Origin of the sequence: Comamonas antarctica (assembly GCF_013363755.1) — a bacterium.
Lineage (GTDB): Bacteria > Pseudomonadota > Gammaproteobacteria > Burkholderiales > Burkholderiaceae_C > Comamonas > Comamonas antarctica.
Map to the genome: position 1 here is coordinate 3,124,895 of NZ_CP054840.1, position 16,055 is coordinate 3,140,949.

15 protein-coding genes are annotated in these 16,055 nt (G+C 64.7%); 10 read left to right on the forward strand and 5 right to left on the reverse strand.

All coding sequences use genetic code 11. The features are described 5' to 3' along the window. Positions 1-540: 540 nt before the first annotated feature. The 5 genes from dnaB to rpsF form a co-directional block, all read right to left on the reverse strand. Entirely contained in the window at positions 541-1,956 is a 1,416-nt protein-coding gene (gene dnaB, locus HUK68_RS14480) for a replicative DNA helicase (RefSeq protein WP_175504810.1), read from the reverse strand. 172 nt (positions 1,957-2,128) lie between these two features. Next, positions 2,129-2,581, reverse strand: a complete 453-nt coding sequence (gene rplI, locus HUK68_RS14485) for a 50S ribosomal protein L9 (RefSeq protein ID WP_175504811.1) — start codon at positions 2,579-2,581, stop codon at positions 2,129-2,131. Between the two features lie 12 nt (positions 2,582-2,593). Then, on the reverse strand, positions 2,594-2,875 hold the full coding sequence (gene rpsR / locus HUK68_RS14490) for a 30S ribosomal protein S18 (RefSeq protein ID WP_012207026.1): 282 nt from the start codon (positions 2,873-2,875) through the stop codon (positions 2,594-2,596). A gap of 18 nt (positions 2,876-2,893) precedes the next feature. Further along, positions 2,894-3,184, reverse strand: a complete 291-nt coding sequence (gene priB, locus HUK68_RS14495; protein WP_175504812.1) for a primosomal replication protein N — start codon at positions 3,182-3,184, stop codon at positions 2,894-2,896. Between the two features lie 26 nt (positions 3,185-3,210). Further along, a complete protein-coding gene (rpsF, locus tag HUK68_RS14500) occupies positions 3,211-3,573 on the reverse strand; it encodes a 30S ribosomal protein S6 (protein ID WP_175504813.1) in 363 nt (120 codons plus the stop codon). Positions 3,574-3,787: 214 nt separating this feature from the next. On the opposite strand from rpsF, the gene grpE reads away from it, so the two are divergent. From grpE to asd, 10 genes are all read left to right on the forward strand, one after another. Beyond that, a complete protein-coding gene (gene grpE / locus HUK68_RS14505; protein WP_175504814.1) occupies positions 3,788-4,342 on the forward strand; it encodes a nucleotide exchange factor GrpE in 555 nt (184 codons plus the stop codon). A gap of 95 nt (positions 4,343-4,437) precedes the next feature. Continuing rightward, complete coding sequence (gene dnaK, locus HUK68_RS14510; protein ID WP_175504815.1) at positions 4,438-6,381, forward strand: molecular chaperone DnaK; 1,944 nt, start codon at positions 4,438-4,440, stop codon at positions 6,379-6,381. An 88-nt stretch (positions 6,382-6,469) separates the two neighbouring features. Further along, positions 6,470-7,597 (forward strand): molecular chaperone DnaJ, encoded by a 1,128-nt coding sequence (dnaJ, locus tag HUK68_RS14515; RefSeq protein ID WP_175504816.1) that lies wholly within the window; start codon positions 6,470-6,472, stop codon positions 7,595-7,597. 157 nt (positions 7,598-7,754) lie between these two features. After that, positions 7,755-8,669 carry a LysR family transcriptional regulator gene (locus tag HUK68_RS14520; protein WP_175504817.1) on the forward strand — a complete coding sequence of 305 codons (915 nt, stop codon included), beginning with the start codon at positions 7,755-7,757 and terminating at the stop codon, positions 8,667-8,669. Between the two features lie 41 nt (positions 8,670-8,710). Further along, complete coding sequence (gene leuC / locus HUK68_RS14525; RefSeq protein ID WP_175504818.1) at positions 8,711-10,132, forward strand: 3-isopropylmalate dehydratase large subunit; 1,422 nt, start codon at positions 8,711-8,713, stop codon at positions 10,130-10,132. A 37-nt stretch (positions 10,133-10,169) separates the two neighbouring features. Then, entirely contained in the window at positions 10,170-10,823 is a 654-nt protein-coding gene (leuD, locus tag HUK68_RS14530; RefSeq protein WP_175504819.1) for a 3-isopropylmalate dehydratase small subunit, read from the forward strand. 72 nt (positions 10,824-10,895) lie between these two features. Continuing rightward, a complete protein-coding gene (gene leuB, locus HUK68_RS14535; protein ID WP_175504820.1) occupies positions 10,896-11,966 on the forward strand; it encodes a 3-isopropylmalate dehydrogenase in 1,071 nt (356 codons plus the stop codon). Positions 11,967-12,315: 349 nt separating this feature from the next. After that, positions 12,316-12,987, forward strand: a complete 672-nt coding sequence (locus HUK68_RS14540) for a hypothetical protein (RefSeq protein ID WP_175504821.1) — start codon at positions 12,316-12,318, stop codon at positions 12,985-12,987. A gap of 178 nt (positions 12,988-13,165) precedes the next feature. Then, positions 13,166-14,395, forward strand: coding sequence for a hypothetical protein (locus HUK68_RS14545; protein ID WP_175504822.1), 1,230 nt, complete (start codon positions 13,166-13,168; stop codon positions 14,393-14,395). 282 nt (positions 14,396-14,677) lie between these two features. Beyond that, positions 14,678-15,790, forward strand: coding sequence for an aspartate-semialdehyde dehydrogenase (asd, locus tag HUK68_RS14550; RefSeq protein WP_175504823.1), 1,113 nt, complete (start codon positions 14,678-14,680; stop codon positions 15,788-15,790). Positions 15,791-16,055 lie beyond the last annotated feature (265 nt).

The following is a 16,055-nucleotide window of genomic DNA, read 5'->3' on the forward strand; positions in this document are numbered from 1 at the left end:
GGTGAGCATGACAGCGCACAGCGCGAGACCGATGGGAGAAACAAGACACCGGATCAGGGAACACGAAACTGTCACGGAAATACCGCGAGGAGGACCCGCCTGCCGCGTTGGAGATCATGGAGATCCTCAGGCGGCAGACCGTCGCTCGGTTTACTGCGGCAAGCAATGTGGAAAATGCACTGCGCGAACGCCGGCAGCCCCCGGCACGGGACCGGATGGCGGCATTCCCTCCCGGGAACGCCTATTGAACGCGTGGGACAGGCTCGGACAGGTGCATCGACCTGACGCGGTGCGGCAATGAAAGCCCCGCCTCCCGCCACGCTGATGGGAAATCGGAACCATCACACGCATGATAGTTTTATTCTATTGATATATCAATAGTCATTAAAACAATATGGAAACCGGCAGACCTGCGGGAACCATGCACGCCAAGGACTGCCGGTGTCCTATGACGAGGGGGAAGGGAGCCGGCCAGGAAGGGATGTCCGCCACGGGCCTTGGCCGGCGCTGGCGGCCGGAGGGCGCCCGCGCGCCCATGCCTCAGAAGTCGTCGGCACCCATCGCCAGGTTCTCGAACCGCGTCTGGTTCTTCTGGAAGAACAGCTTCACCGTGCCCGTCGGCCCGTTACGCTGCTTGCCGATGATGACTTCGGCGATGTTGGGCTCCTTGGAGTCCTTGTTGTAGTAGTCGTCGCGGTAGATGAACATGATGATGTCGGCATCCTGCTCGATGGCGCCCGATTCGCGCAGGTCGGACATCATCGGCCGCTTGTCGGTGCGCTGCTCGACCGATCGGTTGAGCTGCGACAGCGCGATGACCGGGCATTGCAGCTCCTTGGCCAGCATCTTCAGGCCGCGCGAGATCTCGCCGAGTTCGGTGGCGCGGTTGTCGGAGCTCGCCGCCGAGCCCGAGCCGCTCATCAGCTGCAGGTAGTCGACCACGATCAGGCCCAGCTTGCCGCACTGGCGCGCCAGGCGCCGCGAGTTGGCGCGCAACTCGCCCGGCGACAGACCCGGGCTTTCATCGATGTGCAGCGACACCGTGCGCAGCCGCTCGATGGCTTCGGTGAGGCGCGGCCATTCGTCGTCGTTGAGCTTGCCGGTGCGCAGATTGCCCTGGTTCACGCGGCCGATCGAGCCGACGATACGCACCGCCAGCTGGGCCGCGCCCATTTCCATCGAGAAGATCGCGACCGGCAGGCCTTCGTTGAGCGCCACATGCTCGGCAATGTTCACCGCGAACGAGGTCTTGCCCATCGAGGGACGCGCGGCCAGCACCACCAGGTCGCCGGCCTGCAGGCCCGAGGTCATGCGGTCGAGGTCGGCAAAGCCCGTGGGCACGCCCGTGACGTCCATCGGGTTGTCGGCCATTTCCTGGACCCGGTCCAGCAGGTCGACGACCAGCGTGTCCATGGACTGGAAACCCTGCTTGTTGCGCGCGCCCTCCTCGCCGATGGCGAAGATCTTCGACTCGGCCTCGTCCAGCACGCGCTCGACGGTCTTGCCCTGGGGGTTGAAGGCATTGGTGGCGATGTCGTCGCTGGCCGTGATCAGCTTGCGCAGGATCGAGCGGTCGCGCACGATCTCCGCGTAGCGGCGGATGTTGGTCGCGCTGGGCACGTACTGCGCCAGCTGGTTCAGGTACAGCAGGCCGCCGATCTCCTCGGCCTTGCCCATGGTCTGCAGGTGCTCGTAGACGGTGATCACGTCGGCGGGCTTGCTGGCGTTGATCAGCTTGCCGATCGCCTCGTAGATCAGCTGGTGCTCATGGCGGTAGAAATCGCTGTCCGACAGCAGGTCGCCGACGCGGTCCCAGGCGTTGTTGTCCAGCAGCAGGCCGCCCAGCACGCTTGATTCGGACTCCATCGAATGCGGCGGCACGCGCAGCTGCGCGACCTGGCGGTCCGGCGGAGAAAAGGCATCATCGAGTTCGAGCGCAGGCATAACAGAGGACATGGATTTCCTTGGGGGCAAGCTCTCCATCCTAGCCGCAGCGGGGCTTGCCGTCACCCACCGCGCGTGTTGTACGCATGCCGGATGGGCCATGGCTTGCGCTGGCGGCAAGAAACGGAGTTGAAAACACAAAAGCCGCCCGGAGGCGGCTTTCGTTCAGGGCCGGAGCGCTGATTTAGGCAGCTTCGCCGTAGACCGAAACGGTCACGTCGACCACCACGTCGGTGTGCAGGGACACGCTCACGGTGGTGTCGCCAATGGTCTTGATGGGACCGTTGGGCAGGCGCACTTGCGACTTCACGACCTTGTAGCCTTGCTTGTTCAGCTCGGCTGCGATGTCGTGGTTGGTCACCGAGCCGAACAGACGGCCGTCGACGCCGGCCTTCTGCGACAGCTTGACGTTGCCGCCGGAGAGCTTTTCGCCTTCGGCTTGGGCAGCAGCCAGCTTTTCAGCGGCAGCCTTTTCCAGCTCGACGCGCTTGGCTTCGAACTCGGCCTTGTTGGCTTCGGTCGCGCGGCGGGCGGCGCCGGAGGGGATCAGGAAGTTGCGGGCGTAGCCGTCCTTGACCTTGACGATTTCGCCGAGGTTACCCAGGTTGACAACCTTTTCGAGCAGAATGATTTGCATGTTTCGTGCTCCTTAGATCTTGTGCTGGTCGCTGTAAGGGACCAGGGCCAGGAAGCGCGCGCGCTTGATGGCGGTGTTCAGCTGGCGCTGATAGATGGCGCGGGTGCCGGTCAGACGTGCGGGCACGATCTTGCCGTTTTCGCCGATGAAATCGCGCAGCGTGTCGACATCCTTGTAGTCGATTTCTTCAACGCCAGCCACGGTGAAGCGGCAGAAGCGCTTGCGCTTGAACAGCAGCGACTGGGTGTTGCGCTTGGGGCGCTTGTCTTTGTTGAATTTCTTGAACGTGGCCATTGCTGGACCTCTTGAAAATTAATTTTGTTGAATATCCTGGATGTGCATCACCACTGTCTTGCTGTTGCGCGGGGTAGCGAGGAAGCCTTGAAACTTCCAGCTGCTGCCGGGGGCCTGACGAGCCAGACGCTCTGCCAGTGCCCCGAAGGCCACCGCCTTGACAGCTGCCGTGACATTCCGCGGTTTGCCTGCCTCCTGCTGTTGCGACTCGTGTTCGAGGCGCAGATCCAGCGCTGGCAGTCCGGCGGGCGTGTAGCGCAGGGGTTGAACCTCAGCGATACAGGCAGTCAGGACAACGTGGTTTTCCACTCCGTGGGCTTGATGTGACGCGGGGCTCAGGCCTGTTCGGCTTGGTTGGCCTTGCGGGCCTCTTCGCGCTCGACGGTCTTCATCATCGAGGAAGGTGCAGTGTCAGCCTTCTTCTTTTGCACGGTCAGGTGGCGCAGCACGGCGTCGTTGAACTTGAACGCGTGTTCCAGTTCAGCCATCACGGCCTGGTCAGCTTCGATGTTCAGGCACAGGTAGTGGGCCTTGGCAAGCTTGTTGATCAGGTACGCCAGTTGACGACGGCCCCAGTCTTCTTCGCGGTGCACCTTACCGCCGCCGGCGGTAATCATGCCCTTGTAGCGCTCCAGCATGGCTGGAACTTGCTCGCTTTGATCCGGGTGGATCAACAAAATGATTTCGTAATGACGCATGTAAACTCCCTTTTGGGTTAGGCCCCCCGCTGCGTCGCAAGCGGTGTGGCAAGGCAAAGCAGGCAATTATAGCTCTGCTGCATTCCGCTTGTACACTCCGCTGCGCAAAAGTGCCCCTTGTACCTATGGTGGCTTACCCGGGACTTGAAGTACTTTGGTCCGGGCCCCATCTACGACGCAGTCGTTTTTTCCTCCAACCTTGAGGTCTCAACCCATGTCTGAACAGAATCCTCCAGCCCACGCCGCCCCGGCAGATGCCTCGCCTGAAGAAGTGGAAGCCGCCATGGCCGTCCACAGCGCGGACGAAATCGCCCGCCTGCAGGCCGAACTCGCGGAGATCAAGACCAAGAGCGCCGAGCTGGCCGACCAGTTCCTGCGCGCCAAGGCCGAAGCCGAGAACGCCCGCCGCCGCGCCGAGGACGAAGTCGCCAAGGCGCGCAAGTTCGGCATCGAAAGCTTTGCCGAGAGCCTGCTGCCGATCTGCGACAGCCTCGATGCGGCGCTGTCCATCCAGTCGGCCACGCCCGAGCAGCTGCGCGAAGGCGCCGACGCGACGCGCCGCCAGCTGGTTTCGGCGCTCGAGCGCAACAAGGTCAAGCCCATCGACCCCGCGGCCGGCGAGAAGTTCGACCCAAACCTGCACCAGGCCATCAGTGTGGTTCCCGCCGATCAGGCGCCCAATACCGTGGTGGCCGTGCTGCAAAAGGGCTATGTGATCGCCGACCGCATCCTGCGTCCGGCGCTGGTGACGGTCACTGCCGCCAGCTGAAGTCCACGATGAAAAATTTCGCCGGTACGGCTTGAAGCGGCGACAGCCGCCACAAGCTACCTGCCATTCAACAATTCAGTATTACGGAGAAGAACATGGGAAAAATCATCGGTATCGATCTGGGCACCACCAACAGCTGCGTCGCTGTGATGGAAGGCAACACCACGCGCGTGATTGAAAACAGCGAAGGTGCGCGCACCACGCCGTCGATCATCGCCTACCAGGAAGACGGCGAGATCCTCGTCGGCGCCTCGGCCAAGCGCCAGGCGGTGACCAACCCGCGCAACACGATCTACGCTTCCAAGCGCCTGATCGGCCGCAAGTTCGACGAGAAGGAAGTGCAAAAGGACATCGACCTGATGCCCTACACCATCACCAAGGCCGACAACGGCGACGCCTGGATCGAAGTGCGCGGCCAGAAGCTGGCACCGCCGCAGATCAGCGCGGAAGTGCTGCGCAAGATGAAGAAGACCGCCGAGGACTTCCTGGGCGAGCCCGTGACCGAAGCCGTGATCACGGTTCCCGCGTACTTCAACGACGCCCAGCGCCAGGCCACCAAGGATGCCGGCCGCATTGCCGGCCTCGATGTCAAGCGCATCATCAACGAACCCACGGCCGCGGCCCTGGCGTTCGGCCTGGACAAGCAAGACAAGGGCGACCGCAAGATCGCCGTGTATGACCTGGGCGGCGGTACGTTCGACGTCTCGATCATCGAGATCGCCGACGTGGACGGCGAAAAGCAGTTCGAAGTGCTGTCGACCAATGGCGACACCTTCCTGGGCGGCGAGGATTTCGACCAGCGCATCATCGACTACATCATCAGCGAGTTCAAGAAGGAACAGGGCGTGGACCTGTCCAAGGACGTGCTCGCACTGCAGCGCCTGAAGGAAGCCGCCGAGAAGGCCAAGATCGAGCTGTCGAACTCCGCGCAGACCGACATCAACCTGCCCTACGTGACGGCCGACGCCTCGGGTCCCAAGCACCTGAACATCAAGCTGACGCGCGCCAAGCTCGAAAGCCTGGTCGACGACCTGATCGAGCGCACCATCGCTCCGTGCCGCACGGCCATCAAGGACGCCGGCATCTCCGTGTCCGACATCGATGACGTGATCCTGGTCGGCGGCATGACCCGCATGCCCAAGGTGCAGGAAAAGGTCAAGGAATTCTTCGGCAAGGAACCGCGCAAGGACGTGAACCCTGACGAAGCCGTGGCGGTCGGCGCTGCCGTGCAGGGCCAGGTGCTGTCCGGCGACCGCAAGGACGTGCTGCTGCTGGACGTGACGCCGCTGTCGCTGGGCATCGAGACCCTGGGCGGTGTCATGACCAAGATGATCAGCAAGAACACGACCATCCCCACGAAGTTCGCGCAGACCTTCTCGACGGCCGACGACAACCAGCCCGCGGTGACCATCAAGGTGTTCCAGGGCGAGCGCGAGATTGCTTCGGGCAACAAGATGCTCGGCGAGTTCAACCTCGAAGGCATTCCGCCGGCAGGCCGCGGCGTGCCGCAGATCGAGGTGACCTTCGACATCGACGCCAACGGCATCCTGAACGTTTCCGCCAAGGACAAGGCTTCGGGCAAGGAAAACAAGATCACCATCAAGGCGAACTCGGGCCTGTCGGAAGACGAGATCCAGAAGATGGTCAAGGACGCGGAACTGAACGCGGCCGACGACAAGAAGAAGCTGGAACTCGTGCAGTCGAAGAACCAGGGCGAAGCCGCGGTGCACAGCGTCAACAAGAGCCTCGCCGAGCACGGCGACAAGCTCGACGCCGCCGAGAAGTCGGCCATTGAAGCTGCCGTGAAGGAAGTCGAGGAAGCCCTGAAGGCCGACGACAAGGACGCCATCGATGCCAAGACCACGGCACTGATGACCGTCAGCCAGAAGCTCGGCGAGAAGATGTACGCCGACGCGCAAGCCGCAGGCGGTGCCGACGCCGCGGCTGCTGCAGGTGCCGCCGGCGCCGCCCCGGGCGCCTCGGCAGCCCAGGATGACAATGTCGTCGACGCCGAAGTCAAGGAAGTCAAGAAGGACTGACGCGGCAGGTCCTGCGTGACCAACCGCCGCCGCGTCGCCCCGCAAGGGGGACGCGGCGTTCCTGTTCCCATAGGCTCCAGAAAACAACATGTCCAAACGCGACTATTACGAAGTCCTTGGCGTTGCCAAGAACGCTTCGGACGATGAAATCAAGAAGGCTTATCGCAAGCTGGCGATGAAGCACCACCCCGACCGCAACCAGGGCGAGGCGGCGGCGAAGGCCGAGGAGAATTTCAAGGAGGCCAAGGAAGCCTACGAAATGCTCTCCGACAGCCAGAAGCGCGCCGCCTATGACCAGTACGGCCATGCGGGCGTGGACCCGAACCGCGGCATGGGCGGCGAAGGCTATGGCGGCTTTGCCGAAGCCTTCGGCGACATCTTTGGCGACATGTTCAGCCAGGGCCGGGGCGGGCGCGGCGGCGGCCGCCAGGTCTATCGCGGCAACGACCTGAGCTATGCGATGGAGATCACGCTCGAGGAAGCGGCCAAGGGCAAGGATGCGCAGATCCGCATCCCGTCCTGGGACAACTGCGACACCTGCCACGGCTCGGGCGCCAAGCCCGGCACCAGCGCCAAGACCTGCACGACCTGCGCGGGCCAGGGCTCGGTGCAGATGCGCCAGGGCTTCTTCAGCGTGCAGCAGACCTGCCCGAACTGCCGCGGCACGGGCAAGATCATTCCCGAGCCCTGCACCACCTGCCACGGCCAGGGCAAGGTCAAGCAGCAGAAGACGCTCGAAGTCAAGATTCCCGCGGGCATCGACGACGGCATGCGCATCCGCTCGACCGGCAACGGCGAGCCCGGCACCAATGGCGGCCCGCCAGGCGATCTCTACATCGAGATCCGCATCAAGAAGCACGACATCTTCGAGCGCGAAGGCGACGATCTGCACTGCCAGGTGCCGGTGAGCTTCATCACCGCCGCACTCGGCGGCGAGATCGAGGTGCCGACGCTGGCCGGCAAGGCGGCCATCGACATCCCCGAAGGCACCCAGGCGGGCAAGCAGTTCCGCCTGCGCGGCAAGGGCATCAAGGGCATCCGCGCCAGCTACCCGGGCGACCTTTACTGCCACATCGTGGTGGAAACGCCGGTCAAGCTCACCGAGTACCAGCGCAAGCTGCTGCGCGAACTCGAGGAATCGCTGCAAAAGGGCGGCGGCCGCCATTCCCCCAGCGGCGAAAGCTGGACCGACAAGCTGAAAAAGATCTTCAGCTGATCACCCCCCATCCCCGCCCCGCGCGGGGATTTTTTTCGCCTGCGGTGTAGGCCAGGTTCGCCCAAAAATACCTTAGCCATCTCTTTTTACGATGACTGAAGCAAAATAATCGGAGAAAATACCTCCAACTTCTCATTTCGAGAAGCATATAAGACCCATGAAGAATTCCGAGCGCAGTTTTGCGCGCCGCATCGATCTCACTTCCCTGCAGTTGTTCGTGGCCGTCTGCGAGCTGGGCAGCATCGGGCGCGCGGCCGAGCGCGAGTTCATCGCGGCTTCGGCCGTGAGCAAGCGCCTGTCCGATCTCGAAGCCGCGGTCGATACCGCCCTGCTCTACCGCCACAGCCGCGGCGTGACGCTCACGCCGGCCGGCGAAAGCCTGCTGCACCATGCGCGCACCGTGCTCTACGGACTCGAGCGCATGCAGGGCGAACTGAGCGAATACGCCGAAGGCGTGCGCGGCCATGTGCGCATGCACGCCAACATGTCGGCCATCCTGCAGTTCCTGCCCGAGGACCTGGGACGCTTTGCGCGCACCCACAGCCAGATCAAGATCGACCTGCAGGAGCGGCTGAGCGCCGAGGTGCTGCACGCGGTGCAGGAAGGCACGGCCGATATCGGCATCTGCACGCTGGGGCCGAACGGCGCGGGCGAGCTGCAGGCCAGGCCCTATCGCAGCGACCGCCTGGTGGTGGTCGTGCCCGAAGCCCATCCGCTCGCGTCCGCGCAGAGCGTGGCCTTCGCGCAGGTGCTGGACTGGGACATCGTCGGCCTCAAGGCCGACTCCAGCATCAGCCTGGCGATGCAGGCCGCGGCCGCGCATGCGGGCAAGCCGCTGCGCCAGCGCATTCAGGTCACGAGCCTCGACGCGATGTGCCGCATGATCGACAACGGCCTGGGCCTGGGGCTGCTGCCCGACCGCGCATTCGCGCTGATGCATGGCGTCGGCCACCTGCGCGCGGTGAGCCTGAGCGACGACTGGGCAGCACGCGAAGTGCTGCTCGTGGCGCGCGACTTCGAGACCCTGCCAATGACTTCGCGGCTGCTGGTCGAGCACCTGGCCGCCGCCTAGAATTACCACCCCCACCTGAAACCACAAGCCGAGAGAACGCCATGGGACGCACCCTGTACGACAAGATCTGGGACGAGCACGTCGTCCATACCGAAGAAGATGGCACGTCCATCCTCTACATCGACCGCCACCTGGTGCACGAGGTCACCAGCCCGCAGGCGTTCGAAGGGCTGCGCGTCGCAGGCCGCAAGCTGTGGCGCATCAGCTCCGTCGTGGCGACGGCCGACCACAACACGCCGACCACGGGCTGGGAACTGGGCTACGAAGGCATTGCCGATCCGATCAGCAAGGAGCAGATCACCACGCTCAACGACAACATCGGCGAGTTCGGCGCGGCGGCCTTCTTCCCGTTCATGGACAAGGGCCAGGGCATCGTCCATGTGATGGGCCCCGAGCAGGGCGCGACGCTGCCCGGCATGACCGTGGTCTGCGGCGACAGCCACACCTCCACGCACGGTGCGTTCGGCGCGCTGGCGCATGGCATCGGCACATCCGAAGTCGAGCATGTGATGGCCACGCAGACGCTGCTGGCCAAGAAGGCCAAGAACCTGCTGGTGCGCGTGGACGGCAAGGCCGCGCCCGGCGTCACCGCCAAGGACATCGTGCTGGCCATCATCGGCAGGATCGGCACGGCCGGCGGCACGGGCTACACCATCGAGTTCGCGGGCCAGGCGATCCGCGACCTGTCCATGGAAGGCCGCATGACGGTGTGCAACATGGCCATCGAAGCCGGCGCGCGCGCCGGCCTGGTCGCTGTGGACGACAAGACCATCCGCTACATCAAGGGCCGGCCGCTCGCGCCCACGGGCGTCGAATGGGACCAGGCCGTGGCCTACTGGCAGACGCTGCACTCGGACGCCGATGCGCAGTTCGATGCGGTGGTCGTGCTGGATGCGGCGCAGATCGTGCCGCAGGTCACCTGGGGCACCTCGCCCGAGATGGTGCTGGGCGTCGATGCGCGCGTGCCCGATCCGGACAAGGAAAAGGACAGCAACAAGCGCGGCGCGATCGAGCGCGCGCTGGTCTACATGGACCTCGAACCCGGCAAGGCGATCGACGACATCAGCATCGACAAGGTGTTCATCGGCTCGTGCACCAACAGCCGCATCGAGGACATGCGCGAAGCCGCGGCCATGGTCCAGCGCCTGGGCCGCAAGGTCGCGAAGAACGTCAAGCTGGCGATGGTCGTGCCGGGCTCGGGCCTGGTCAAGGAACAGGCCGAGCGCGAAGGCCTGGACCAGATCTTCAAGGCTGCGGGCTTCGAATGGCGCGAGCCCGGCTGCTCGATGTGCCTGGCCATGAACGCCGACCGGCTCGAGCCCGGCGAGCGCTGCGCCTCGACCTCGAACCGCAACTTCGAAGGCCGCCAGGGCGCGGGCGGACGCACCCACCTGGTGAGCCCGGCCATGGCCGCGGCCGCCGCGGTGCACGGCCATTTCGTCGACGTGCGCCGCTTCGCCTGAGCGGCCACCGCCAAGACCCCCTCGAGGAACACCTTCCATGCAGAAATTCACCGTACACCAAGGCCTCGTGGCCCCGATGGACCGCGAGAACGTCGACACCGACGCCATCATTCCCAAGCAGTTCCTGAAGTCGATCAAGAAGACCGGCTTCGGCGTGAACCTGTTCGACGAGTGGCGCTACCTGGACCATGGCGAGCCCGGCCAGGATCCCGCGAGCCGCAAGCCCAACCCCGACTTCGTGCTGAACCTGCCGCGCTACCAGGGCGCGTCGATCCTGCTGGCGCGCAAGAACTTCGGCTGCGGCTCGAGCCGCGAGCATGCGCCCTGGGCACTCGACCAGTTCGGCTTCCGCGCCGTCATCGCGCCGAGCTTTGCCGACATCTTCTTCAACAACTGCTTCAAGAACGGCCTGCTGCCCATCGTGCTGCCCGAGGCCACGGTGGCCGAGCTGTTCGACGAGGTCGCGGCTTTTCCCGGCTACCAGTTGACCATCGACCTCGAGCGCCAGGTCATCGTGCGCCCGCAGGGCGCGGAGATCCCGTTCGACGTGATCGCGTTCCGCAAGTACTGCCTGCTCAACGGCTTCGATGACATCGGCCTCACGCTGCGCCAGTCGGACAAGATCAAGGCCTACGAAGCCGAGCGCCTGGCCACCAAGCCCTGGCTGGCGCACACGCTGGTGCAGGGCTGAAGCCCTTTTGCGCTGCAGGCGCCGCAAGCGGCGGCCTGCAGCTTTGTTGTTTTACGTTTACAGGGAATCCCCATGAAAATCGCAGTCTTGCCCGGTGACGGCATCGGTCCGGAAATCGTCGCAGAAGCCGTCAAGGTGCTGAACGCCCTCGAACTGGACTTCGAGATGGAATCGGCGCCGGTCGGCGGTGCGGCCTATGCGCTCACCGGCCACCCGCTGCCCGAAGCCACGCTCAAGCTGGCCATGGAGGCCGACGCGGTGCTGTTCGGCGCGGTCGGCGACTGGAAGTACGACACGCTCGACCGCCCGCTGCGCCCCGAGCAGGCGATCCTGGGTCTGCGCAAGCACATGGGCCTGTTCGCCAACTTCCGCCCGGCCATCTGCTACAAGGAACTGACCCACGCTTCGAGCCTCAAGCCCGAGTTGGTCGCGGGCCTGGACATCCTGATCATCCGCGAACTCACGGGCGATATCTATTTCGGCCAGCCGCGCGGCCGCCGCGTGGCCACCGACGGCCACTTCCCCGGCGCCGAGGAAGCCTTCGACACCATGCGCTACTCGCGTCCCGAGATCGAGCGCATCGCGCATGTCGCCTTCCAGGCCGCGCAAAAGCGCAGCAAGCGCGTGACCAGCGTCGACAAGGCCAACGTGCTGGAAACCTTCCAGTTCTGGAAGGATGTCGTGACCGAGGTCGGCAAGCAATACCCGGACGTGCAGCTGGACCACATGTATGTCGACAACGCCGCCATGCAGCTGGTCAAGGAACCCAAGCGCTTCGACGTCGTGGTCACGGGCAACATGTTCGGCGACATCCTCTCGGATGAAGCCTCGATGCTCACCGGCTCGATCGGCATGCTGCCTTCGGCCAGCCTGAACGCCAAGGGCCAGGGCCTGTACGAGCCCAGCCACGGCAGCGCGCCCGACATTGCCGGCAAGAACGTGGCCAACCCGCTGGCCACCATCCTGTCGGCGGCCATGATGCTGCGCTTCAGCCTGAACCAGGAAGCCGCGGCCCAGCGCATCGAGGACGCCGTGCAAGCCGTGCTGGCCCAGGGCCTGCGCACGCCCGATATCTGGAGCGAAGGCACGACCCGCGTCGGCACCGCCGAGATGGGCGATGCGGTGGTGGCCGCGCTGCGCTGAATCCGCGCATTTCGGGCAGCCATGGCTGCCCTTGATCTCGAAGCAGCCTTCATGGCTGCTTTTTTTGCGCCTTCGATGTCTCGCAAGCTTGCCGAAGCGCCCGCAAGCCATGCGGGCCTTGGCACGCCGCTCGAAGACGGTCCCGCTGGGCAGGTCCCTGCCCGGAAGCACGTGGCCACCGCCGGCATCCCCAGGTATCGCGCCAAGGCTGCCGGGCATCCACAATGCGCAACGTTTCGCTGTAGGTCGGCAAGAGGAAATAGCTTAAGTCTCATCAAACCAGGACAACAATCAATAGCATCGAGACACCACTCCCACTTGTCGAGGTCCTCGCATGCCGTCACCTGCAATGCCCTCCGCCCTGCCCTTTGCCCTCTCCGACCGTCCGCCTTCGGGCGCTGCGGTGGCCAGCGTGCTGGTGCCCACGGGCGGGCCCGGCCCGGGCGCGCTGCAGGCGCCGGTTCATGCACCTGCGCTGCCGGCATGGCAGCAGCTATCGGACGCGGCCGCGGCACTGGCCGCCTATCTCGTGGCGCATTCCCAGGCCGTCCTGCTGAGTCAGGCCACGCACTACTGCATCGCACTCACAGACGGCGCCTTGCAAAGCATGTCGGCAAGGCTGGCCGATCCGCAGCAGCCGATGTCCCTGCTCGACAAGTCGCTGCAGCTGGCGGCGGTGGCAATGATGCCTGCCAGCCGGACGTTCTGCGAGTCCTTGCTCCAACAGTTGCAGGTCCTGGCAAAAGCCTTGCTGGAGAGCCTGCACGATGCCTGGTATGGCGAGGCCGCAGGGCATGCGGCACTCGACGCCGCCGATGCATTGCCCGCGCTGGAGCCGGCGCAGGCCGTGACTGGCCCCGCATGCGAAACCGCGTCAGCAGCCCCCGGTTGCACCGCGGACAGTCCGACGCCATGGCCGCCGCCTGCCGTGTGGGACGAGGCGGTGGCGTGGTACGCCGATCCCTGCGGCGTATGCCTCGTGGCGGGAGGCGAAAGCACTGCACCGGCGTGGATTCCATGAACCCCATTTCGCCACGCAACCCCGTCTAAAACCAAAATTCAAGCTATCAAAAAGAAAACATAATAGTCAAATTCAAACAAAAGACAAGACTAACCCAGCCGACGATCTGGGGAATGAAAATCATTTTCATTCCTGCGCAAGAATGGCCATCCGCACCTGACACGATACCTGCTGCCCCATGAATGCGACTGCGCCACTTCGCTGCGAAGCCGATTGCCCTGACACCCGCGATACGACCGACTGGAACCGGCCTTCCCGCCTGGCCAGCCAGTGGCTCGCCTATTCGCTGCTGCATCTGGTCACCGGACCGGCGATATCCGCCCATGAGCAAGCAGCCAGCGAATCGAACACGCCTTTGGCAGCCCTGGCCAGCGTGGTCGCCGAGACCTGGGAGATGCAGTTGGTGGACAACACCGCGCAGCCGCTGCTGACCCTGGTTTTCGACGCTGCCCCGGCGCAGGCGGCGGCACTGGCCGCCCAGGGCGCTGCCTTCCACGGGCTGCAAGCCGCCCAGGCCGTCGCCAGTGCCCTCGCCTCCCCTGCACTCCCGCAGTTGCATGCGCTGCCGGGAGCCTATTTGTCGTGTTTGAAATCCAGCCTCGAAATGGGGATTGCCGGCCACCACTCGGCACTGCTCGATCAAGCGCTTTCAGGCTTGCTCCCCCATGTCAGCAGCAGCTTTCTCGCTGCGCAGCAACTGCCCGATACTGCGGCTCAAGCATGGGCCAACGGCGTGCAGGACGGCCTGACCTTTGCGCTGTTCCATCTGCTCGGGACCTGCGCGGCATCCTCACACCCTGCCACCCAGTCCTACCTGGCAACGGTGGCGCACGAAGGCATGATGCTCGCTGCCGGCCGGCACTCCCATGCCATCGCGCAGTACCTGATCGAGACCAGGGAGCAGGTGCTCGAAGCCATGTTCCACGACTCGCCCGCGCTGCAGGAGCTGCACGGTACGCTGGCGGCGGCCGGCAAAAGCCTCCAGCAGGCGCTGCCCGCGCCGCTGCGGGCCGCACTGGCGCTGGCATTGCCGTCGGAGGGATTTCTCTCGAAGCATGGCGCCGCCGATTTCCTCAAGGAGTTGCTGACGGCGGTGGCCGTTGCCATTCCCGTCGCCGCGGCCGGCATCCACTGGCTGCCCAGGCTGGTCGACTGCGAAGGCCTGGCGTTCGCCATGCTCAAGTCAGGCGCAGCCAGCGTGCTGATCGATCTGGCCGGCAGATCCGCGCTGCCGCTGGGCGATTTTCTGAGCGAGAAATCCTGGCTGGCCATGGAGGGCGCCCAGCAGCTGGCATCCATGCTGCTGCCCGACCCCGGGATCCAGGTGCCCCGCGACCCCGATCCGCTGCCGCAGGCCAGCGCCACGCTGGTCGGCGTTGCCGACGCCGCGGGACCGCCCGCAGGCTGAAAGCCGCCCGCTTTCCGACCCCACGCAACGAAGGACCACGCGCTGGGCGACCTGCGCAAGAATCCATTACAATGCCCCGCTATGTTTGCCGCCTTCACCCGCAACGCTCCTCAGACACCTGCTTGCGCAGCCGTGGCTGCGGCCGCCGTGGCTGCGCGCGCAATCACCATTACGACGATTAAAGGCTGACCCAGCCCGGTTCGTCGCGCGCCCTCTCCCGGCCAGACGAGCCGGGCCCCAGTCTGGTCGAACATTGTTTCTTAAACCACAGGGGCGTTGAAAATGAGCAAGTTGGTAGGTTTGGTGGGCTGGCGCGGCATGGTCGGCTCGGTGTTGATGGACCGCATGCAGGCCGAAGGCGACTTCGATCTGATCGAGCCGATTTTCTTCTCCACCTCGAACGCCGGCGGCAAGGCGCCCGCGCAGGCGCGCACCCACACCACGCTGCAGGATGCCAACGACATCTCCGCACTGGCGCGCTGCGACATCATCATCACCGCCCAGGGCGGCGACTACACCAAGGCCGTCTACGGTCCGCTGCGCGCTTCGGGCTGGCAGGGCCACTGGATCGACGCGGCCTCGTCGCTGCGCATGGAAGACGATGCCGTCATCGTGCTCGACCCGGTCAATGACGACCTGATCCAGGCCAAGCTGGCGGCGGGCGGCAAGAACTGGATTGGCGGCAACTGCACCAACTCCATCCTGCTGATGGGCCTGTCCGGACTGTTCAAGGCCGGCCTCGTGGAATGGGTCAGCTCGATGACCTACCAGGCGGCCTCGGGCGGCGGCGCCAACCATATGCGCGAACTGCTCAAGGGCATGGGCGTGGTGCATGCCGCAGTGTCCGACGCGCTGGCCACGCCGGCTTCGGCGATTCTCGACATCGATCGGCAGGTGGCACAGACCATCCGCAACGACGTGCCCACCGAGTACTTCGGCGCACCGCTGGCCGGCGGCCTGATCCCCTGGATCGACGTGCAACTGCCCAATGGCCAGTCCAAGGAAGAATGGAAGGGCCAGGCAGAGGTCAACAAGATCCTCGGCACCAGCGCCACCATCCCTGTCGACGGCCTGTGCGTGCGCATCGGCGCGATGCGCTGCCACTCGCTGGCCCTGACGCTTAAGCTCAAGCATGACCTGCCGCTGGCCGAGATCGAGACCTTGATCCAGTCGGGCAACCCCTGGGTCAAGTTCGTCGCCAACGACCGTGCGCTCACCGTGAAGGAACTGACGCCCGCAGCCGTCACCGGCGGCCTCGAAGTGGCCGTGGGCCGCGTGCGCAAGCTCAACATGGGTCCTGAATACCTGTCGGCCTTCGTGATCGGCGACCAGCTGCTGTGGGGCGCGGCCGAACCGCTGCGCCGCATGCTGCGGATATTGTTGACCACCCCCTGAGCGCCTTCGGCGCTTCCCCCTCTCAACCTTCGGTGGAGGGGGACGGCAGCCTCGGTGCGGGGCGGCCCTTCCTCGCTGCCCCCTTGCTAGATCACGCCAGTATCAGAGGCTGCGAACAAGTGCCTTTGCACGAAAGCCCCTCTTTTGAGTTTTTTTGATGACCGCCCGCCGGGCCATGAAAATGGCTTTGCGGGCGGTTTCTCGTTGCCACGGGACAACATCCCCGGGCGCGCAAGCCTGCGCGCCGCGCCAGGTGTTGGACAAT

Excerpts from the sequence above, each read along its gene's own strand:
- leuD (WP_175504819.1), top strand. The coding sequence starts at position 10,170 with ATGCAGAAATTCACCGTACACCAAGGCCTCGTGGCCCCGATGGACCGC.
- leuC (WP_175504818.1), top strand. The coding sequence starts at position 8,711 with ATGGGACGCACCCTGTACGACAAGATCTGGGACGAGCACGTCGTCCAT.
- HUK68_RS14545 (WP_175504822.1), top strand. The coding sequence starts at position 13,166 with ATGAATGCGACTGCGCCACTTCGCTGCGAAGCCGATTGCCCTGACACC.
- dnaJ (WP_175504816.1), top strand. The coding sequence starts at position 6,470 with ATGTCCAAACGCGACTATTACGAAGTCCTTGGCGTTGCCAAGAACGCT.
- HUK68_RS14540 (WP_175504821.1), top strand. The coding sequence starts at position 12,316 with ATGCCCTCCGCCCTGCCCTTTGCCCTCTCCGACCGTCCGCCTTCGGGC.
- rpsF (WP_175504813.1), bottom strand. The coding sequence starts at position 3,573 with ATGCGTCATTACGAAATCATTTTGTTGATCCACCCGGATCAAAGCGAG.
- dnaB (WP_175504810.1), bottom strand. The coding sequence starts at position 1,956 with ATGTCCTCTGTTATGCCTGCGCTCGAACTCGATGATGCCTTTTCTCCG.
- HUK68_RS14520 (WP_175504817.1), top strand. The coding sequence starts at position 7,755 with ATGAAGAATTCCGAGCGCAGTTTTGCGCGCCGCATCGATCTCACTTCC.
- grpE (WP_175504814.1), top strand. The coding sequence starts at position 3,788 with ATGTCTGAACAGAATCCTCCAGCCCACGCCGCCCCGGCAGATGCCTCG.
- rpsR (WP_012207026.1), bottom strand. The coding sequence starts at position 2,875 with ATGGCCACGTTCAAGAAATTCAACAAAGACAAGCGCCCCAAGCGCAAC.
- leuB (WP_175504820.1), top strand. The coding sequence starts at position 10,896 with ATGAAAATCGCAGTCTTGCCCGGTGACGGCATCGGTCCGGAAATCGTC.
- rplI (WP_175504811.1), bottom strand. The coding sequence starts at position 2,581 with ATGCAAATCATTCTGCTCGAAAAGGTTGTCAACCTGGGTAACCTCGGC.
- dnaK (WP_175504815.1), top strand. The coding sequence starts at position 4,438 with ATGGGAAAAATCATCGGTATCGATCTGGGCACCACCAACAGCTGCGTC.
- asd (WP_175504823.1), top strand. The coding sequence starts at position 14,678 with ATGAGCAAGTTGGTAGGTTTGGTGGGCTGGCGCGGCATGGTCGGCTCG.